General features: G+C 72.7%; 16 protein-coding genes. 9 read left to right on the top strand and 7 right to left on the bottom strand.

The annotated features are described in order from the left end of the window. Positions 1-139 precede the first annotated feature (139 nt). From SM573_RS28005 to SM573_RS27990, 4 genes are all read right to left on the bottom strand, one after another. Entirely contained in the window at positions 140-949 is an 810-nt protein-coding gene (locus tag SM573_RS28005) for a metal-dependent hydrolase (RefSeq protein ID WP_474614412.1), read from the bottom strand. Positions 950-1,050: 101 nt separating this feature from the next. Continuing rightward, positions 1,051-2,820, bottom strand: coding sequence for a serine/threonine-protein kinase (locus SM573_RS28000; protein WP_474617414.1), 1,770 nt, complete (start codon positions 2,818-2,820; stop codon positions 1,051-1,053). A gap of 245 nt (positions 2,821-3,065) precedes the next feature. Further along, positions 3,066-4,397, bottom strand: a complete 1,332-nt coding sequence (locus tag SM573_RS27995; protein ID WP_474617413.1) for a glycosyltransferase family 4 protein — start codon at positions 4,395-4,397, stop codon at positions 3,066-3,068. 139 nt (positions 4,398-4,536) lie between these two features. Next, positions 4,537-6,480, bottom strand: coding sequence for an amylo-alpha-1,6-glucosidase (locus SM573_RS27990; RefSeq protein WP_474617412.1), 1,944 nt, complete (start codon positions 6,478-6,480; stop codon positions 4,537-4,539). Between the two features lie 42 nt (positions 6,481-6,522). Here SM573_RS27990 and SM573_RS27985 point away from each other — a divergent pair, with 42 nt between their 5' ends. The 4 genes from SM573_RS27985 to SM573_RS27970 all read left to right on the top strand — a co-directional run bounded on the left by SM573_RS27985 (position 6,523) and on the right by SM573_RS27970 (position 11,644). Further along, positions 6,523-9,231: an MGH1-like glycoside hydrolase domain-containing protein gene (locus SM573_RS27985; protein WP_474614408.1), complete on the top strand. Its 2,709-nt coding sequence runs from the start codon at positions 6,523-6,525 to the stop codon at positions 9,229-9,231. Then, on the top strand, positions 9,171-9,536 hold the full coding sequence (locus SM573_RS27980) for a TetR-like C-terminal domain-containing protein (RefSeq protein ID WP_474617411.1): 366 nt from the start codon (positions 9,171-9,173) through the stop codon (positions 9,534-9,536). Before SM573_RS27985 ends, SM573_RS27980 begins: the two co-directional genes overlap by 61 nt. Positions 9,537-9,683: 147 nt before the next feature. After that, positions 9,684-10,391 (top strand): HAD family hydrolase, encoded by a 708-nt coding sequence (locus tag SM573_RS27975; RefSeq protein ID WP_474617456.1) that lies wholly within the window; start codon positions 9,684-9,686, stop codon positions 10,389-10,391. Positions 10,392-11,326: 935 nt separating this feature from the next. Beyond that, entirely contained in the window at positions 11,327-11,644 is a 318-nt protein-coding gene (locus SM573_RS27970) for a DUF6176 family protein (RefSeq protein ID WP_474614406.1), read from the top strand. A gap of 75 nt (positions 11,645-11,719) precedes the next feature. On the opposite strand, the gene SM573_RS27965 is transcribed toward SM573_RS27970, so the two are convergent. The 3 genes from SM573_RS27965 to SM573_RS27955 form a co-directional block, all read right to left on the bottom strand. After that, a complete protein-coding gene (locus SM573_RS27965; RefSeq protein ID WP_474614405.1) occupies positions 11,720-11,995 on the bottom strand; it encodes a hypothetical protein in 276 nt (91 codons plus the stop codon). A gap of 47 nt (positions 11,996-12,042) precedes the next feature. Further along, positions 12,043-12,474, bottom strand: a complete 432-nt coding sequence (locus SM573_RS27960; protein WP_474614404.1) for a RusA family crossover junction endodeoxyribonuclease — start codon at positions 12,472-12,474, stop codon at positions 12,043-12,045. Positions 12,475-12,660: 186 nt separating this feature from the next. After that, the gene (locus SM573_RS27955; protein WP_474617410.1) at positions 12,661-13,365 is read right to left on the bottom strand and encodes a VOC family protein; all 705 of its coding nucleotides are present in this window, start codon (positions 13,363-13,365) and stop codon (positions 12,661-12,663) included. A gap of 150 nt (positions 13,366-13,515) precedes the next feature. Between SM573_RS27955 and SM573_RS27950 the strand changes: the two genes are divergently transcribed. The 5 genes from SM573_RS27950 (at position 13,516) to SM573_RS27930 (ending at position 19,187) form a co-directional block, all read left to right on the top strand. Further along, positions 13,516-14,457 carry an alpha/beta hydrolase gene (locus SM573_RS27950; RefSeq protein WP_474617409.1) on the top strand — a complete coding sequence of 314 codons (942 nt, stop codon included), beginning with the start codon at positions 13,516-13,518 and terminating at the stop codon, positions 14,455-14,457. A gap of 324 nt (positions 14,458-14,781) precedes the next feature. Then, positions 14,782-16,068, top strand: a complete 1,287-nt coding sequence (locus tag SM573_RS27945; protein ID WP_474614401.1) for an ABC transporter substrate-binding protein — start codon at positions 14,782-14,784, stop codon at positions 16,066-16,068. 64 nt (positions 16,069-16,132) lie between these two features. Continuing rightward, positions 16,133-17,131 (top strand): carbohydrate ABC transporter permease, encoded by a 999-nt coding sequence (locus SM573_RS27940; protein WP_474614400.1) that lies wholly within the window; start codon positions 16,133-16,135, stop codon positions 17,129-17,131. Position 17,132: 1 nt separating this feature from the next. Then, positions 17,133-17,969 (top strand): carbohydrate ABC transporter permease, encoded by an 837-nt coding sequence (locus tag SM573_RS27935; protein ID WP_474614399.1) that lies wholly within the window; start codon positions 17,133-17,135, stop codon positions 17,967-17,969. A gap of 9 nt (positions 17,970-17,978) precedes the next feature. Then, positions 17,979-19,187, top strand: coding sequence for an ABC transporter ATP-binding protein (locus SM573_RS27930; protein ID WP_474614398.1), 1,209 nt, complete (start codon positions 17,979-17,981; stop codon positions 19,185-19,187). The last annotated feature ends 86 nt before the right edge of the window (positions 19,188-19,273 follow it).

The raw sequence follows: 19,273 nt of genomic DNA, 5'->3' as shown, positions 1-19,273 counted from the left end.
CGGGACGCCCTCGTCCGCCGCGACCGTCCGCGCCGTGGGCTCCGCGGTGGTGGTCTCCGCGCGTCCCCCGGCGGCCGGTCGGTCTCCGGCGGCCCCACCGTCGGTGGCGCCGGGCGGTGCGGGGCCCACGCGGCGACCGTCAGATCTCGATGTCGAAGCGTTGCAGCACGGGGCGGGCCACCAGCCCGGTCGCGGCGAGCAGCGCGACGACCGTCATCACCATCCGGAGCACGACGGTCTCGGCCTTGCTGCCGGTGCGCAGCGCGATCTTGTTGGGCAGGCCGACCATCGTCCACATCCGACGCCTGATGGGGATGGGCCAGAGGATCGGCACGCCGGCACGCGTGATCATGTCACCGAGGATGTGCACGAAGCAGCCCACGCCCATCGCCAGGCCGATCATGGGATAGCCCCGGCCGCCGGGCAGGTTCGCATAGGTGAACCAGGCCGCGGCGAGGGACACCAGGGTGACGATCACCCAACCGGCCCGCTCGGCCCACCTGTCGAACAGGCCGCGCAGGGCCAGCCCGATCATGAAGAAGAGGATGCCGATGACCGCCCACTTGCCGTACGCGGCGCACAGGGCGGTGGTGCCCCAGCCCACGAGCACGGTGAACGGGATGGTGTGGGTCAGCGTCCGGTGACCGTTGTTGCGCTTCGGGTCGCGGCTGAGCTTGGTGGCGTAGTAGACACCGAGTGAGATCTTCTCCATCACCTCGGCGAAGAAGAGGCTCACCACGCCGAAGGTGCGAGCCACGGTGGCGCCGCCCTGGTTCCTGGTCACCTTGCCCGAGAGGTCGAGATCCGGGAAGAGCGCACCGCCCGCGCAGACCGCCGTGCCGACCGCGAGCGCGAGGGGCGACTGGTGGTAGTCGGCGAACTGGTCCAGCGCCCAGGAGCCGGCCAGCCACACGGTCGCGCCGGAGAGCGCGTGTGAGGGACCCATCATGTCGGCTCACCCTCCCAGGGATCTTGAGCGCCAGAGCGAGATCACTGTAGTCAACGCCCCGGACGGCGCGGGAGTCCCCCGTGCGTCCACAGAGGAGGGCCTCACAGAGCCGGCACGAAGCTCTGCCGGATCATCGCGAAGTATGTCGCGTTGACCTGCCAGTCGAACTCTTTTGTCAACCATGAGACGGTGTACGCCCGCGCGGCGGAGGTGTTCGCGAGCAGCCGTGCGATGTGCATCTGCTCGCCGGTCGCGTCGCGCCAGACGCACTCCCAGACCGCGCCGCCGCGGAAGATGTCCATGGGGGAGATGTCCACCCGCCGGTAGCCGGCCAGCGCGCCGTCGCCGGTCAGCCGCCGCTCCTCGGCCCGCCACCAGGCCGTCGGGTCGGTGCGTACGTCACTCGCCTCGACGCTGAGCACCCGCTCGCCGCCGGGCTCGCGGAAGCAGGTGACCGCGTCCTCGATCCAGTTCAGCCAGGCGACCGGTGCGGCGATGCGGAACCCCGTCGGGTCGCTGTACCAGGTCCAGCCGGGAACCAGGCGGAACCGGGCTCCGGGCGGTGGTGGCACCGACGGCACCGGGGTCGCCGCGGCCGGTGGCGGTCCGGTGCAGGCGAACGCGGCCGGCGGCCGGGTCGGGTCGGCGCCACCGCCGGAGCCGGACGGCTCGGCGTCCGGCACGCTGCGGCCGGGCAGCACCGTGGCGAGGGTGGACACCGCCAGGAGCGCGCTCGCGGCGGCGGCGAGACCGAGGGTGACCCGCCGCCGTCGCCAGCGCCGGAGCGTGGCGGCCCACCGCGGGCGCCGTCGCCGCGGCACGGCCGGCCGGACGGCCGACGGCGGCGGCCCGGGTCGCGTCGGTCGTCGGTCGCCCGGGCCGGACGGTGGAGCTTCCGACCAGGTGGCGTCCGCCGGGGACGGTCGGGCGTGCGACCGCGCGCCCGCAGGTCCTGGGCCATCGGGTGTGGCGGGGCGGGTCGCCGCGGGCGTGCCCGTCGCCTCCAGGCCCGCCGCCTCCAGGCCCGTCGCCTCCAGGCCCGCCGCCTCCAGGCCCGCCGCCTCGGCGGCGGCGCGCAGCAGTGGCTCGGCCTCGGCCGCGGTCAGCCGCCGCCACGGATCGCGCTGCAACAGGCCGGTGAGCACCGGGCGCAGTGGCCCCGCCCGGCGCATCGGGTCCGGTGGCTCGGTGGCCAGCGCGGTGAGCGTCGCCATCGGACTGGCCCGGGCGTACGGTGGTTGGCCCTCGACCGCCGCGTAGAGTGTGGCGCCGAGCGACCAGAGGTCGGTGCGCGGATCGGAGACCCCGTCGCGGGCCCGCTCCGGCGCGACGAAGTACGGCGAGCCGAGGATCATCCCGGGGCCGGTCGTCGCCGCGTCCCCACCGGTGAAGGTGGCCAGACCGAAGTCGGTCAAGACCACCCGCCCGTCCGCGCCGACGAGCACGTTGTGCGGCTTCACGTCGCGGTGCACCACCCCGGCGCTGTGCGCGGCGCGCAGCGCGCCCAGCACGGCCAGCCCGATCCGGGCCGTACCCGCCGGGCTCAGCGGGCCGTCATCGGCGAGGATCTGCGCCACGGACCGGGACTCGACGTACTCCATCACGATCCAGGGGCTGTCCCGGTCGTGCACCACGTCGTAGATCCGCACGACGTTCGGATGGTTGAGGCGGGCCGCCGTGCGGGCCTCGCGCAGCGTACGTTGCCGCAGGTCGTCGCGCTCGGGCTCGGGCAGCCAGGCCGGTGGCACGATCTCCTTGACCGCGACGTCGCGGTGCAGCATCTCGTCGCGGGCGCGCCAGACCCGGCCCATCCCGCCGGTGCCGACCAGGCCGACCAGCCGGTACCGGCCCGCGATCAGTAGCTGGTGCACGGTCGCGTTCCCCCTCGGTCACCCCCGGTTACACCTTAGCTACTGACCTTCGTATTTCTGGGACCCGACTACCTAACAGTCCCTTGTGCCTACCCCCACCGCGGGCCGCGACTACCTGCACCGCCCCTCGTGGCTACCTGACCTGCGGCGTGGCGCGAGTGCGGCTCGGATTCGGCGCCGGGCGGAAAGCAGCGGACGGCGTGGCGGGCCGCAGCCCGCCACGCCGTCGACGTGTCGTCAGGCGGTCAGCAGGCCGCGCCGCGGGCCGCCAGCAGGTTCCCCTCGGGGATGGTGATGCGCGGCCGGGCGCCCGCCACCCGCGCGGCGGCGCGTCGGGCCTGCAACGGCCCGTGCTCGCGGCGCGCGACCGCGTAGCTCGACGCGGTGCGGGCCGCGATCGCCGCCCAGCTGTAGCGCCGGCCCACCATGGTGCGGGCCTGCCGGGCGATCCTCCGGGCGAAGACCTCGTCGCCGAGGAGTTGGTCGACCGCGCCGGCGAGGGCGTCCGGGTCACTGTGCGGGAAGGTCACCCCCGTCACGCCCGGCTCCACGATCTCGGCGAGCCCGCCCGTGGCGGCCACCGCCAGCGGCGCACCCGCGGCCGCCGCCTCCAGGGCGACCATGCCGAACGGCTCGTAGAGGCTGGGCACCACGGTCGCGTCGGTGGCGCCCAACATCGCGGGCAGCTGCGTGGTGTCCAGGAAGCCGGTGAACCGGACGGTCGACCCGAGCGCGAGGCGGCGGGCCTCCTCCTCCAGCTCACCGCGGAACGGACCGTCACCGGCGATGACCACGCGCAGCCCCGGATGGCGTTCCCGCAGGTGGGGCACCGCGTGCACGAGGTGCTGCACGCCCTTCTCGTAGACCAGGCGGCCCGCGTAACCCACCAGGGGGCCGTCCGCGGCGAACCGGGCCCGGGCCGACGCGACCGCCCGCGGCCGGGCCCGCCACGCCCGGTCGTCGACTCCGTTGGGCACCACGTCGACGTGCCCGGCCGGCACCTCGAACAGCGTGGTGACCTGATCGCGCATGTACCCGGAGCAGGCGATCACCCGGGTCGAGGAGTTGCTCAGCCAGTGCTCGACGCCGTGGATGGTGCGGTTCATCTCCTCGGGCAGCCAGCCCTGGTGCCGGCCGGCCTCGGTGGCGTGGATGGTCGTGACCAGCGGGATGTCGAGGTGCTCGGCGAGGGTGACCGCGGTGTGGGCGACGAGCCAGTCGTGGGCGTGGATGACGTCGTAGTCGGCGGTTTCGCCTGCGCGCAGGGCGGCGCGGGTGAGGGTGTGGTTGAAGGCCATGGTCCAGGCCAGGAGGGTGTTGGTGGCCAGGGGGAAGGTGACGGGGTCTTCGGCGGCGCGGATGATGCGGACGCCGTCGGCGTACTCCTCCAGGGGGGCGCCGTCGGCGTGGCGGGTGACCACGGTGACCTCGTGGCCGGCGGCGGCGAGGGCGACGGAGAGGGCGTGGACGTGCCGGCCGAGGCCACCGACGAGCACCGGCGGATATTCCCAGGACAGCATGAGCACCCTCTGGTGCCGGGCGGGCGGGAGGTCGATCACTTCGGCGTCAGCTGACATGCGGCCCCCTCTGAGTTGTCTCCGGGCACGCGACGACCGACACCGCCGCCGGTGCCCGTCGTCGCGACTGGGATCGACATCCATCCTGCCCGTGGCGGACTAACCAGCGGAGACACACTCGTTGCGCTCGTGTAAAGCGCTAACGACCCGACCGTCGCACCCTCAGCAACTCGGCCACCGACCACGCCTGGAACGGGCAGCCGGTCGCCCCGTGCGGCGGCAGACCGTCGGCCGTCTCGCTGACCGAGCCCAACCCGTACTCGCCCAGGTGCGCCTCGACGCCCGTGAAGACGTCGTCGACCGGCAGGCCCGCGCGCCGGGCGGCGTCGACGTACGGGCCGAGCAGCCACGGCCAGACCGTGCCCTGGTGGTAGGCACCGTCCCGCTCGGCCGGCCCGCCGCGGTGCCGGCCCACGAACTCGGGCGCGTCGGGCGCGAGGCTGCGCGGGCCCAGCGGGGTGAGCAGCGCGGCCGCGATCCGGCGCAGGGTCGGCCCGTCCGGCTCCAGCGGGGCGTACGGCAGGGACCAGGCGAGCAGTTGGTTCGGCCGCAGCGAGTCGTCGTCGTGCTGCGCCGCCCCGCCCAGCGGGTACGCCGGCGCGGGCCCGTCCACCACGTCGTGCAGCCAGCCGACGGGCGCCGGGTAGCGCTCGCGGAACGCGACCGTGGCCCGCGCGTGCGACCTCCGCAGCGCGTCGGCGTCGCCGCCGGTCGCCTCGGTCAGCTCGGCGAGCCCGGCCAACCCGTTGATCCACAGCGCGTTGATCTCCACCGGCTTGCCGGTGCGCGGCGTGACCGGCACCCCGTAGACCCGGGCGTCCATCCAGGTCAGCGCGGCGTCCGGGGCGCCCTGGGTGAGCAACCCGTCGGCCGGGTCGACGGCGATGCCGTAGCGGGTGCCCGCCCGGTGCGCGTCGACCACCCCGTGCAGCGCGGGCAGCAGCTCCACGGCGAGGTCGGTGTCGCCGCTGACGGCCACGTGCCGGCTCACCGCGTGCAGGAACCACAACGTCGCGTCCACGGTGTTGTACTCCACCCGACCCGTGTCGGCCGTGTTCGCGAGCATCCCCTCCGAGAGCGTCGCGGCGTACGCCCGCAGCAGCTCCCGGCCGAGGTCCGCCCGGCCCGTGCGCAGGAACAGCCCCTCGTAAGAGATCATCGTGTCGCGCGACCAGGTGCCGAACCACGGGTAACCGGCGACCACGTCGACCGGCGCGTCGTCGGTGCGCACCACGAAGGCGTCGGCGGCCAGCGCCAGCGTGGCCTCGATGTCGTCGGCCGGCTTCGCCTGCGCCACCACCTGCCGGTTGCGCCGGCGGGCCACCTCGATCACCTCGGCCGCCGGCGGCGGCTCCGGGGCCGGCTCGTGCTTCCAGGCCAGCACCGACACGGTGTCGTCGGGGCGGTCCAGCGTCCCGGAGAACCGGCCCGCGTACCAGAGATCCTCCCGCGGCTCCAGCCCGCGTGCCGCCTCCTCCCGGTGGTGCACGCCGAGCCACCACTGCCCCTCGGGCGCCCAGTTCGGCCCGGCGAGCCGGAACGCGCCCTCCACCACCGCGCCGCCGGCCACCGGCTCGACGCGCGGCGCGGGCCCGTCGGCGCGGCGCTCACCGTGCGCGTCCCGCCAGGTGCAGGCCGCCGCCAGCTCCAGCCGGACCGGCCCGCCGGAGACCAGCCGGTGCACCACTGCCACGCACGAACGACCGGGCAGCATCGCCAGCTCCCGCTCGATCACCACGTCGCCGACCCGCCACCGCCACCGGGGCACCCCGTCCACGAGCGAGAAGTGTTCGAGCAGCTCGAACCCGCGCGGGTCCACCGCGCCGGAGGCCCACTCGTGCGCACCCAGGCGCACCCGCGCGCCGGACGGGAGCAGCACCGCCGGGTCGAGGCTCACCAGCCCCAGCCGCCGGGTCGCGGGCCGCTCGCCGGCCACCACGAGCAGGCCGTGGTATCGGCGGGTACGCAGCCCGCTGACCGTGCCCATGGCGTACCCGCCGAGCCCGTCACAGACCAACCACTCCCGGGTCGCCCCGCTGGTCAGATCGGTGCAGACCTGCGGGCCGAAGCGAATGTCGATCAACTTTCCTCCATCGACGGCGGCGTGCCACACGCCACGACGAGAATGGCTCCTGTGGTCAACTACCCGATCGGCGTCGAAGATGTGCAGGTGATCACTGACCGACCGTCCTCCGACGAGCCGGCCCCCGACGCCGAGCGGATCCGACTGGCCCAGGCCGACGCCGGGGAGCAGGACTGGCGCGCATGGGGTCCCTATCTGTCCGAACGGGCGTGGGGCACGGTGCGGGAGGACTACAGCGAGCACGGTACGGCCTGGGACTACTTCCCGCACGACCACGCGCGGTCCCGGGCGTACCGGTGGAACGAGGACGGCATGGCCGGCGTCTGCGACGACCGGCAGACCTTCTGCTTCGCGCTCGCGCTCTGGAACGGCCGGGACCCGATCCTCAAGGAGCGGATGTTCGGCCTCGGCGGCGACGGCGGCAACCACGGCGAGGACGTCAAGGAGTACTGGTGGTACGAGGACTCCACGCCGACGCACTCCTGGATGCGCTGGCGCTACCACTACCCGCAGGCGCCCTTCCCCTACGATGAGCTGGTCGCGGTGAACGGCCTGCGCGGCCGGGACGACACCGAGTACGAGCTGGTCGACACCGGCATCTTCGACGACGACCGCTACTGGGCGGTGACCGTCGACTACGCGAAGGCGTCACCGACGGACATGTGCATCGTGGTCACCGTGGCCAACCGGGGCGACCGGGCGGCCACCCTGCACGTGCTGCCCACCCTCTGGTTCCGTAACACCTGGGCCTGGGGTCTGCCCGGTGCCGACCGGGAGCCGAGGCTGGTGGGGGAGGGATCGCGGCTGGTCGGCGAGCACTGGGTGCTCGGCCAGCTGCTGCTGGAGGGCGACGGCGCGCCGACCCCGCTGCTCTGCGACAACGAGACCAACGCCGAGCGGCTCTGGGCGCTGCCGGGGCGTTCCCGCTACCCGAAGGACGGCATCAACGACCACGTCGTCAACGGCGCGGACACGGTCAACCCGGCGCGTGAGGGCACCAAGGGCGCCCTGCACTACGTGCTCGACGTGCCGGCGCGCGGGCAGCGGCAGATCCGGCTGCGGCTCACGCGTACCGCGCCTCCGCCGGCCGCCGGCCCTCCGCCGGCGGCGGACCTCGGCGCCGGTTTCGACGCGGTGGTCTGGGCGCGGCGGGCCGAGGCGAACCGGTTCTTCGCCGGGGTGATCCCGGCGGCGGCGACGCCGGACGAGGCGCTGGTGGCGCGGCAGGCCATCGCCGGGCTCATGTGGGGCAAGCAGTTCTACCACTTCGACGTGAAGCGGTGGCTGGAGGGCGACCCGGCGTCGTCGCCGCCTCCGGCGGGGCGCCGGCACGGGCGCAACAGCCAGTGGTGGCACATGACCAGCTTCGACGTGATCTCCATGCCGGACCCGTGGGAGTACCCGTGGTACGCCGCCTGGGATCTGGCCTTCCACTGCGTCAGCATCGCCCGGGTCGACCCGGGCTTCGCCAAGGCGCAGCTGCTGCTCCTGCTCCGCGAGTGGTACCTGCACCCCAACGGGCAGATCCCGGCCTACGAGTGGGCGTTCGGTGACGTCAACCCGCCGGTGCACGCGTGGGCGGCGCTGAAGGTGTTCGAGATCGACGGCAGCCGGGACCACGAGTTCCTGGCCCGGGTGATGCACAAGCTGCTGCTCAACTTCACCTGGTGGGTCAACCGGAAGGACATCGGCGGCAACAACGTCTTCGAGGGGGGCTTCCTCGGGCTGGACAACGTGGGGCCGTTCGACCGCTCCGCCGCCCTGCCGGTGGCCGGGGCGCTCGAACAGTCCGACGGCACCGGCTGGATGGCGATGTACGCGCTGAACCTGCTCGACATCGCGATCGTGCTGGCCGAGCACGACCACACCTGGGTGGACACCGCCACGAAGTTCTTCGAGCACTTCGTCTACATCGCCGCCGCCTCCTACGAGCAGGGGCTCTGGGACCCGGAGGACGCGTTCTTCTACGACGTGCTGCGGCTCGCCGACGGCACGAAGGTGCCGCTGAAGGTGCGGTCGGTGGTGGGCCTGCTGCCGCTGGCAGCGGTCACCCGGCTGACCGCGCGTACGCTGCACCGGCTGCCCGAGCTGGGCGCGCGGCTGCGCTGGTTCCTCACCAACCGGCCGGAGTACGCCGGGGTGATCGGCGCGCGGCGGCTGGGCCCGGACGGGCGGCAGCAGCGGCTGCTGTCCATGGTGGGGCCCGAGCAGATCGTCCGGCTGCTGGCCCGGATGCTGGACACCGACGAGTTCCTCTCCGAGTACGGCCTGCGTACGCTCTCCCGCGCGCACCTGGACGAGCCGTTCTCGGTGACCCTGGGCGGCCAGGAGTTCCGCGTCGGCTACGAGCCGGCCGAGTCCACGAGCGGCCTGTTCGGCGGCAACTCGAACTGGCGCGGGCCGATCTGGATGCCGACGAACTTCCTGCTGATCAGCGCGCTGCGGGACTACGCGGCCTTCTTCGGCGACGATCTCCAGATCGAGTACCCGACCCGGTCGGGGGTGAAGCGCACGCTCGACGAGATCGCCGACGACCTCTCTGCCCGGTTGATCGCGCTCTTCACCCGGGACGGCTGGGGCCGCCGACCGATCTACGGCGCGTGCCGGATCTTCCAGACCCACCCCGACTGGCGGGATCTGATTGCGTTTCCCGAGTACTTCCACGGCGACAACGGGGCGGGCCTCGGCGCGTGGCATCAGACGGGCTGGACGGCGCTGGTCGCGGACCTGATCCTCACGCTGCGCCGCTGACCCTCGGCCAGTCGACAATCCTGGACTTCGCGTACGCCAATCCCGAGGTGTACGACGCCATGCTCGCCCACACCCCCGACCTGACGCTCGGCGCGGCGGTCCCCGCGCCGCCGCGCGAGGCGTTCGCCGAGCTGCGGGCCGCCCTCGCGCCGCTGGCCGCCGGGCGGGACCCGGACACCCTCGCCGAGGTCGGCTGGAGCGTGCTGCACGGCCTCGTGATGCTGACCCGGGGCGGCCGGCTGCGGCCGGACGCGCAGGAGGAGCGGGAGGTGCTCATCGCGCGGCGGCTCTTCGAGGCGCCGTGAGCCGCGGGTGCGGAGCCGGGCGGATTTCCGGTGGGCCGGCGGGGGCGTGTGCACTAGAGTCCCCGGCCGGGGTGCGGGCGGGCCGGACCGGCGCCCGCCGGCCGCCGGCGCCGCCGGTGCCGGCCACGGGGAGCGAGGGGACGGATGATGTACGACGGGGACGACCGCCGCCGGGGGCAGGTGCTGGTCTTCGACGCGGACGACACGCTCTGGGAGAACAACGTCGTCTTCGAGCGGGTGATCGACGACTTCCTGGCCTGGCTCGACCACCCCACCCTCGACCGGGCCGAGATCCGCGCCATCCTCGACGACATCGAGCGGGCCAACGCGGTGGCGCACGGCTACGGCAGCAAGGTCTTCCTGCGGAGCCTGGGGGAGTGCCTGGAGCGGCTGCGTGAGCGGCCGGCCACCGAGGCCGAGCGGCGGGACATCGACCGCCTCGCCGTGGCGCTCGTGGAGCACCGCGTCGAGCTGATGCCGGGGGTGGCCGAGGCGCTCCTCGAACTGGCCAGCCGGCACGACCTGCTGCTGCTCACCAAGGGCGACCAGGAGGAGCAGCAGCGCAAGCTCGACGCGTCCGGGCTGCTGCACCACTTCCGGGCCGCGCACATCGTGCGGGAGAAGGACGTCGACACGTACCGGTGGCTGGCGGGCGAGCACGGCTTCGACCCGGCCGGCGCGTGGATGATCGGCAACTCACCGCGCTCGGACATCCTCCCGGCCCGGGCCGCCGGCATGAACGCGGTCTTCATCCCGAACGAGAACACGTGGGTGCTGGAGGACGAGGTGCTGGACCCCACCGACCACGGTGTCCTGCGTCTGGCCGCCTTCCCGGACCTGCTCCGGCACTTCTGACCGCGGCCGGACGGGCGGTGCGACAGGGAGCGGCCGTGTTCCGGTGGGTGGCGGCGGTGACCTTCCTGTGCGGAGCGGCGCTGCTGCCGTTGCTCCCGGCGAGCGACGACCCGGCCCGGACGGGCGTACGCCTGCCGCATCTCGCGGCGCTCGCGCTCGTGCTCCGCGGGCCTTCCGGCGCGCGGGCGGAGCGTCGGCGGAAGGCCCGCCTCGAACCGAAACAGCGCTGGAACAGGGGGTGGCGTTACGCCGACATGCCGGTTTTCCACGTTGACATCAATCACGCCTCCCACCGCTGCCGCGCGCCTTGTCCGGCCCGGCGGAACGCGCCTAACCTGAGCCGGCGCTCACGGCTCTTCGGGGTGAGACGGGGGCGCACGAAGTCCGGTCGTGGGGCACGTGGAGCTGAGTGCATGCGGGCCGGCTCGTCACGGTGGGTCCGGCGTGCGCGACGTGCCACGCTCACGCCGTCACCGCGACGATGTCCGCTCCCACATCGGACGGTGTGGGTCAGGGCCGGGGAGTTGCGGACCCGGTCCTGACCCGTCCAGGCGAGCGGGCACCGCCCGTGCCGGCCGGCCCGCCGCCACGCCGGGCGCCCACCATGCGGCCACCCGGTCGAGCGCCCGCGCGGTCCCCTGCCGCCGGCCGGACGGCGCCGCCCGCCCCCAGCGTCCTGTGGAGTGGGACGTGTCCCGTTCGCCAGCGCGCCTTTCTGAGTCTTAGCTGTTCCCCGGGTTTGCGGCCCTGATCGGCGCAGCTCGACGCGTCCCATGATTTGGACTGCCCGGGGCGGATGCCCTGCGTCACAACTCGTCATCCGAGGGCCGGTGGCGATCTAACCTGGCGCGGCGGGACCGGCCGCTCGCGCGGCGAAGGTCTCACTCTGTGACGGGTCTGATGGCTGCCCACGGGCAGCGGAGGCGGAGTTGTCGATGATCAAGATCAAGGTGTCGCGGGTGCGGCCGGACAAGGTCGACCGGCTCAAGGCGTGGCTCGCCGAGGGCATGCGCCGCGCCGACGAGATCCGCGAGACGTTCGTGGCCGAGGGTGTCACCCACGAGCAGGGTTTCGTCCTCGAGGCGGCGGACGGGCCGCTCTTCGTCTACGTCGTGGAGTGCGCCGACTACGAGGCGGCGGTGCGGGCCTTCCAGGACTCGCCGTTCCCGATCGACGCCGAGCACAAGGCGGTTCTCGCCGAGGTGCTCGACGGCGAGGTCGACGTGCCGCTCCTCATCGACGTGCGCCGCTGACCGCGGGCCGAGGCGCCCGCCGGGGGACGCGGGCATCGACAGTCGGCCGGCCACGCGCCCGGCCCGCGCCGGCGGTCAGACGACGGTGCCGCGTACGATCGCCACGGCCACCCGGCAGAACTCGTCCATGTCGGGGTTGAAGCCGGCCGCGATGTCGGGGTGCAGGCCCGCCCGCGTCTCGTCGAGCAGCCGCTGGCAGACCTGTTCGACGGGCTCGCCCGCGTAGCCGGCCCGGACCCGTTCGGTGGCCGCCTGGAGCGCCGAGGTCAGCTGATCCTCCAGCGGGCCGCGCAGCTTCTGCTGCACCGCGTCCAGCCCGCGCGGGTCGAGCGTGACATGTGGCTCCGACATCGGCGCTCCCTTCCTCGGCGTCCGCGGTACCCCACCGCGGCCGTCGGTCAAACCACGTTCGGTACGGAGGACACCCGCACCTGATACGAGTACTCCTCGGCCGGCTCCTCGACGTACGACAGGCGGCGGATCTGCCGGTCGTCCTCATACAGTGCGACATCCACGAGGACACCGAGGTGAGCCAGGCCGATGTTGGCGACCCGCTTCTTGTCCTGGAGCACCGCGCACACCCCGCCGAGCAGGGTGCTCGCGTCGGAGGTGCGGTGCCCCGGCGGGCAGCGCAGCACGAGGTCCACCTCGATCGGCCCGGCGAGCGCGGTCCAGCCGCTGCGTTGGGCCGCCGCCAGGGCCGCCTCGAGCAGGGCGCGGACCCTCGTCGCCTGCCGGTGGCCGGCGGCGAAGATGGACAGCGCCTCGGTCTTGACCGGTGGCAGGCCGCTCACCTCGAACGTCAGGGCGAGAGCGCGGGTGTCCTGCACGACGGCACCTCCTCGTTGCGGACGATCCTGCCCAACCGAGGGATCGGCGGTGGGAGTTCCCGCAAGAACCAACCGATCGGGCAAGGTGGGGTCGGCCGGAGGCGTATCGACGTCGACGGCGTACGCGCTGGCAGCGGAGCTAGGGAAACGCTAGTGCACCCGGTCCGCCCTGGGTAGCGGGCCCGCTCACTGGGTGGGACGCGGCGCGAACGCGCAGAACTCGTTGCCCTCCGGATCGGCCATGACCCACCACCTGACGTCGTCGTCCGGCTCGCGCAGCAGCGTCGCGCCCGCCCTGATCAGCGCGGTCGGCTCCGGATCGGTCAGGTCGACGTCCCAGTGCATCCGGTTCTTGACCGTCTTGCGTTCGGGCACCGGGTCGAAGATCCAGTAGTCCCAGGGGAACCCCTCGGCGCCCCGCAGGCTGGCGTGCCCCCGCTCGCTGGCCTCGACCCTGCCACCGACCACCCGAGCCCACCAGGCCGCCTGGGCGAGGGGGTCGGCCGAGTCGACGACGAGCGCGATCGGGCCCGGCCCGGCCCCCTCCCGGGGCGGGAACGCGCAGAACAGGTTGCCCTCCGGGTCGGCGAGCACCCACCACCCGATCTCCGCGTCCGGCTCGCGGACCAGCCGGGCGCCCGCCGCCTCCAGGGCGGCCGGCCCGGGCTCGGCCAGCCGCAGGTCGAGGTGGACGCGGGTCTTGACGGTGCGAGGCTCGGGCACCGTGTTGACCCAGATCGACTCGGCGTCCGACCGGGCGGCCCGGGGGTCGACGCGGGTGTCACCGTCGCCGGTGTCGACTAGCGTCCCGTCGAGGAGGCCGGCCCAGAAGGCGCCGAGCCGGTGGGCGTCGGCCGCGTCGAGGCAGAGGTCCTTGAATCGCGCGATCATCCGACCATCATGCGGAACGGGTGGGACAGCCGCGCAAGTCGGTCGACGACGAACTTCCGCGTCCGCGGGTCCGTCCCGCGTGGCGGCTGCTCGCCTCCGCGGCGCGATCGTCTGCGACATCGGCGCTGCTCGGATGGCATCCTGTCGGGCATGAGCCGACCCGCCCTCGCCGACGCCGAACTGGCCGCCTTCATCGAGGGCTCGCGGCGCGATCCCGCACCTGCGGCGCGGGCGGTGGGAGCGGCGGAACTGCGGCGCGCGCAACGGCGTCGGGTCGAGTCCCGCCCGCCGGGCCCCGAGATCGCCACGGTCGAGGATCTGGCGGTCGGCTCGTCCGCGGTGCCGGCGCGTCTCTACCGGCCGTCGGCGGCGGCTCGACCGCTGGTCGTGTTCCTGCACGGCGGGATGTGGGCGATCGGCGACCTCGAGTCGCACGACCGGGCGTGTCGCCGCCTCGCGGCCGCGACCGACACCACCGTGCTGAGCGTCGACTTCCGCCGCGCGCCGGAGCACCCGTGGCCGGCGGCCGTCGACGACTGCGTGGACGTCGTGCGGTGGGTGGCGACCGGCGAGGGCGCGCGCGCCGGCATCGAGGGCCCGGCGATCGTCATGGGCGACAGCTCCGGCGGGAATCTGGCGGCCCTCACCTGCCTGCGCCTGCGTGACGACGGCGGCCCACTGCCGGCCGCCCAGATCCTGGCGTACCCCAACACCGATCTGACGCTCTCCTACCCCAGCACGCGGACCTACGCCACCGGCTGGGGCCTGAACATCGACGATGTCGCGTGGGGTGCCGAGCAGTGGGTCCCGGATCCCTCCCGGCGGGCCGACGGCGCGGTCAGCCCGGTGTTCGCCGCCGACCTGCACGGGCTGCCGCCCGCCGTCGTGGTCACCTCGGAGCACGATCCGCTTCGCGACGAGGGGGACGCCTACGCGGCTCGGCTGGCGGCCGCGGGCGTCGCGGTACGGCACCGCCGCGAGGCCGGGATGGTGCACGGGTTCCTCACCCTCGACACCGTCTCACCGGCCGCGGCGCAGGCCGGCGAGCGGCTCTTCGCCGACGTCGCCGACCTGGTCGCCCCCCTTCGCTGAGGCGCCCTCCGACCCGCTCGGACCGCGACCGCCGTCGGAGATCCTCTGGGACGTGGTGGTGTCGAGGTACGCGGCAGCCCCCTTCCGGACGTCGCCACCTCGACCAGCCGGGGCCCTGAGGGTCACCGATGGTGAGGCGGCTCACACGGACTGTTGTTGATCGCGTCTCCTCCTCGCGATGTTTCGCGAGTTCGCAGGTCGGGCAGTGTTGGGACCACGAAACGTCCGGAGTCGGTCACGCAGTGGTCAGGGCTCCGGTCGTCTCGCCGTGCGCCGGGGCACGGTGACCTTCCCCGGCAGGTGGCCGAGCAGAGGGGAGGGGTGATGAGCGACCCTGACGAGGCCGTACGTCGACGCCGACCACGGGTGCGCGTGGTGGCGGCGGCCGCCGCGGTGGCGCTGGCGGCACCCTTGGCGGGCTGCGGTTCCGGTGGGGACGGCGGCACGCCCACGATCAACCTGTACTACCCGCCCGAGCAGAACCTCCAGAAGGTCGTCGACAACTGCAACGCGCAGGCCGGCGGTCGTTACAAGATCGTCTACCGGGTGCTGCCGCGGCAGGCCGACGACCAGCGGGTGCAGATGGTCCGCCGGCTCGCGGCCGAGGACAGCGGCATGGACGTGCTCGGCCTGGACGTGACCTGGACCCAGGAGTTCGCCAGCGCCGACTGGATCCTGGAGTGGACCGGGCAGGACCGGGCCGAGGTGGAGCAGGGCACGCTCGAGGGGCCGCTGGAGACCGCCCGCTATGAGGACAGGCTCTACGGTGCGCCGAAGAACACCAACGTGCAGCTGCTCTGGTACCGCAAGGACCTGGTGCCGGAGCCGCCGAAGACGTGGGACCAGATGATCTCGGCGGCGCAGGACCTGAAGCGACAGGGCAAGCCGTACCAGGTGCTCACCATGGGCGCCCAGTACGAGGGACTGGTGGTCCTCTACAACACCCTCGCCGAGAGCGCCGGCGGCCGGATCCTCAACGAGGACGGCAACAGGGCGGTGATGGACGAGGGCACCGTCCGGGCGCTGGAGCAGCTGCGCAACCTCGCCACCTCCGGCGTGACGTCGCCGTCGTTCAGCAACGCCACCGAGGACCCGGTCCGGCTGGAGTTCCAGGCGGGCGGCGGCGCGTTCCAGGTCAACTGGCCGTTCGTCTACCCGGCGATGCAGGAGGCCAACCCGGACCTCGCGAAGCAGGTCGCCTGGGCGCGGGTGCCGGGGGTCGACGAGAACACCCCGAGCAAGGTCACCATCGGCGGGGTCAACCTCGCGGTGAGCGCCTACTCCGCGCACCCCCGGGAGTCCTTCGAGGCCGCCAGGTGCCTGCGCAACGAGCAGAACCAGAAGTTCTCCGCGATCAACGACGGCGTCCCCCCGACGATCGAGAAGGTCTACGACGACCCGGAGATGGCCGAGGCGTACCCCATGAAGGACACCATCGTCGAGGAGCTGAAGGAACCGGCGGTGCGTCCGCTGACGCCGGCCTACCAGAGCATCTCGACCGTGATGTCGGCCGTGCTCTCCCCGCCCGCGCAGATCCGGCCCCAGCAGACCGCGGACGAACTGCGCGACGCCATCGCCGACGCGCTGGAGTCGAAGGGGGTGCTGCCGTGACCGGGCACACCGAGCAGCTCGGCGCCGGGGAGCCCGGCGTCGTCGACCGAAGGGAGGCGGGGGCATGAGCGTGAACGCGACGCCCGCGGGCGCCGACGCGACCGCCGAGGAGACCGCCACCCGCGGCGGCGGACGGCACGCGGCGGTGCCGGCGCAGCGGTCCCGGCGGGGCCGCGCCCCGCTGAGCGAGAACAAGAAGGCCGAACGCCGGCTCGGGTGGCTGCTCTGCGCGCCCGCCGCGCTGGTCATGCTCGCGGTGACCGCGTACCCGATCATCTACTCGGTCTGGCTCTCCCTGCAGCGCTTCGACCTGCGCTTCCCCGACGAGCGTGAGTTCGTCGGGCTGGAGAACTACGTCACCGTCCTGACCAACGACTTCTGGTGGACGGCGTTCGGGGTGACCGTCCTGATCACCGTGGTCACGGTCGGGATCGAGCTGGTCCTCGGCATGGGCCTCGCGCTGGTCATGCACCGGACGCTGGTCGGCCGGGGCATCGTGCGGACCGCGGCGCTGATCCCGTACGGCATCGTCACGGTGGTCGCGGCGTTCTCCTGGCGGTACGCGTGGACGCCCGGCACCGGGTACCTGGCGAACCTGTTCAGCGACGGCGCGCCGCTCACCGAGCGGGCCAGCTCGCTGGCCATCATCATGCTGGCCGAGATCTGGAAGACCACCCCGTTCATGGCGCTGCTGCTGATGGCCGGGCTGGCGCTCGTGCCGGACGACCTGCTCAAGGCGGCCTCCACCGACGGGGCGACCTCCTGGCAGCGGTTCACGAAGGTGATGCTGCCGGTGATGAAGCCGGCGATCCTGGTCGCGCTGCTGTTCCGCACGCTCGACGCGTTCCGGGTCTTCGACAACATCTTCGTGCTCACGGCCGGCGGCAACGAGACCTCGTCGGTGTCGATGCTCGCCTACAACAACCTGATCCGGGGCCTGAACCTCGGCATCGGGTCGACGATGTCGGTGCTGATCTTCATCACCGTGGCGATCATCGCCTTCATCTTCGTGAAGCTCTTCGGCACCGCTGCCCCCGGCAGCTCCGACGACGAGAGGCGTTGAGATGGCTACCGAAACCACCACCCGCGCCAAACTGCGGTGGGGCCTGCTGGACGTCGTCGTGGTCGTCTTCGCGCTGATCCCGGTGCTCTGGATCGCGTCGCTGTCGTTCAAGACGCCGGCCACCCTGACGGACGGGAAGTTCCTCCCCCGGGAGTGGACGCTGGACAACTACCGGACGATCTTCGACACCGACCAGTTCGTCCGGGCCCTGGTGAACTCGATAGGCATCGCGTTGATCGCCACCCTCGTGGCGGTGGTGCTCGGCGCCATGGCCGCGTACGCGATCGCCCGGCTGGACTTCCCCGGCAAGCGGCTGCTCGTCGGGGTCTCCCTGCTGATCGCGATGTTCCCGCAGGTGTCGCTCGTCTCCCCGCTGTTCGAGATCGAGCGGCAGCTCGGGCTCTTCGACACCTGGCCGGGACTGATCCTGCCGTACATCACCTTCGCGCTGCCGCTGGCGATCTACACGCTGTCGGCGTTCTTCAAGCAGATCCCGTGGGACCTGGAGAAGGCGGCGAAGATGGACGGCGCCACCCAGGGCCAGGCGTTCCGCCGGGTGATCGCGCCGCTGGCCGCACCCGGACTGTTCACCACGGCCATCCTCGTCTTCATCTTCTGCTGGAACGACTTCCTCTTCGCCATCACGCTCACCTCGACCGAGCGGGCCCGTACGGTCCCGGTGGCGTTGTCGTTCTTCACCGGCGAGTCGCAGTTCGAGGACCCCACCGGGGCGATCTGCGCCGCCGCCGTGGTGATCACCATTCCGATCATCCTCTTCGTGCTCTTCTTCCAGCGCCGCATCGTGTCCGGGCTGACCTCCGGCGCAGTCAAGGGATAGGTGGTAGTCGTGGCTGACATCGTGCTCGACAAGGTGAGCAAGCGGTTCCCGGACGGGACCGTCGCGGTGCGGGACGTCGACCTGGAGATCGCCGACGGCGAGTTCGTGATCCTGGTCGGCCCCTCCGGCTGCGGTAAGTCCACCACGCTGAACATGATCGCGGGCCTGGAGGACATCAGCTCGGGCGAGCTGCGCATCGGGGGTCAGCGGGTCAACGACAAGGCGCCCCGCGACCGGGACATCGCCATGGTGTTCCAGTCGTACGCGCTCTACCCGAACATGACCGTGCGGGAGAACATGGCGTTCCCGCTGCGCCTGCAGAAGCTCGACAAGGAGACGATCAACCAGAAGGTCGAGGAGGCCGCGAAGGTCCTGGAGCTGACCGCGCTGCTGGACCGCAAGCCCGCCAACCTCTCCGGCGGCCAGCGGCAGCGGGTGGCGATGGGCCGGGCGATCGTGCGCCAGCCGAAGGCCTTCCTGATGGACGAGCCGCTGTCCAATCTGGACGCGAAGCTGCGCGTGCAGATGCGGACGGTGGTGTCCCGGTTGCAGAAGCAGCTCGGCACGACGACCGTGTACGTCACGCACGACCAGACCGAGGCCATGACCCTCGGCGACCGCGTGGTGATCATGCGGGGCGGTGAGGTGCAGCAGGTCGGCCCGCCGCAGGAGCTGTACGACCACCCCCGGAACCTCTTCGTGGCCGGTTTCATCGGTTCCCCGTCGATGAACTTCCTGCACGCCGCCGTGGAGGACGGGAGGCTGCGGACCGCGCTCGGCGACGTGCCGGTCGGTGACCGGCTCCGGCGGGAACTGGAGGCCGCCGACGCGCCCCGGGAACTGATCCTCGGTGTGCGCCCCGAGCACTTCGAGGACGCCGAGCTGGTCGACGCGGACACCCGGCGGCGGGGCATGGAGTTCGAGGCGCCGGTGGAGATCGTCGAGTCGATGGGCTCGGACAAGTACGTCTACTTCAGCGTGGAGGGGGAGCGGGCCAGCGCCGCCGAGCTGGAGGAGCTCGCCGCCGACGCGGGCGCGGCCGACTTCACCGGCGGTGGCGCCAGCCTGGTCACCCGGCTGTCCGCGGAGTCGCCGGCGACCGAGGGGGAGAACCGGCGGGTCTGGTTCAACCTGGAGAAGATCCACCTGTTCGACCCGGCCAACGGGCGCAACCTGACCCTGCACGAGGGACGGGCCGCGGGCGCACTGGCGGACTGACGACGGAGGTGACGAGGGCCGGCGGGAGGAGACCCGCCGGCCCTCGGCGCGGGCGTGACCCCCGGGAGCTTCCTGCCCCGCACCGG

The organism is Micromonospora xinjiangensis (genome assembly GCF_056150165.1).
Note: the sequence above shows the minus strand (reverse complement) of the source record. Positions and strands in the feature narration are given on the sequence as shown.

Excerpts from the sequence above, each read along its gene's own strand:
- SM573_RS27975 (WP_474617456.1), top strand. The coding sequence starts at position 9,684 with ATGTACGACGGGGACGACCGCCGCCGGGGGCAGGTGCTGGTCTTCGAC.
- SM573_RS27970 (WP_474614406.1), top strand. The coding sequence starts at position 11,327 with ATGATCAAGATCAAGGTGTCGCGGGTGCGGCCGGACAAGGTCGACCGG.
- SM573_RS27950 (WP_474617409.1), top strand. The coding sequence starts at position 13,516 with ATGAGCCGACCCGCCCTCGCCGACGCCGAACTGGCCGCCTTCATCGAG.
- SM573_RS27935 (WP_474614399.1), top strand. The coding sequence starts at position 17,133 with ATGGCTACCGAAACCACCACCCGCGCCAAACTGCGGTGGGGCCTGCTG.
- SM573_RS27995 (WP_474617413.1), bottom strand. The coding sequence starts at position 4,397 with ATGTCAGCTGACGCCGAAGTGATCGACCTCCCGCCCGCCCGGCACCAG.
- SM573_RS27965 (WP_474614405.1), bottom strand. The coding sequence starts at position 11,995 with ATGTCGGAGCCACATGTCACGCTCGACCCGCGCGGGCTGGACGCGGTG.
- SM573_RS27985 (WP_474614408.1), top strand. The coding sequence starts at position 6,523 with ATGGCTCCTGTGGTCAACTACCCGATCGGCGTCGAAGATGTGCAGGTG.
- SM573_RS27945 (WP_474614401.1), top strand. The coding sequence starts at position 14,782 with ATGAGCGACCCTGACGAGGCCGTACGTCGACGCCGACCACGGGTGCGC.
- SM573_RS27940 (WP_474614400.1), top strand. The coding sequence starts at position 16,133 with ATGAGCGTGAACGCGACGCCCGCGGGCGCCGACGCGACCGCCGAGGAG.
- SM573_RS28005 (WP_474614412.1), bottom strand. The coding sequence starts at position 949 with ATGATGGGTCCCTCACACGCGCTCTCCGGCGCGACCGTGTGGCTGGCC.
- SM573_RS27955 (WP_474617410.1), bottom strand. The coding sequence starts at position 13,365 with ATGATCGCGCGATTCAAGGACCTCTGCCTCGACGCGGCCGACGCCCAC.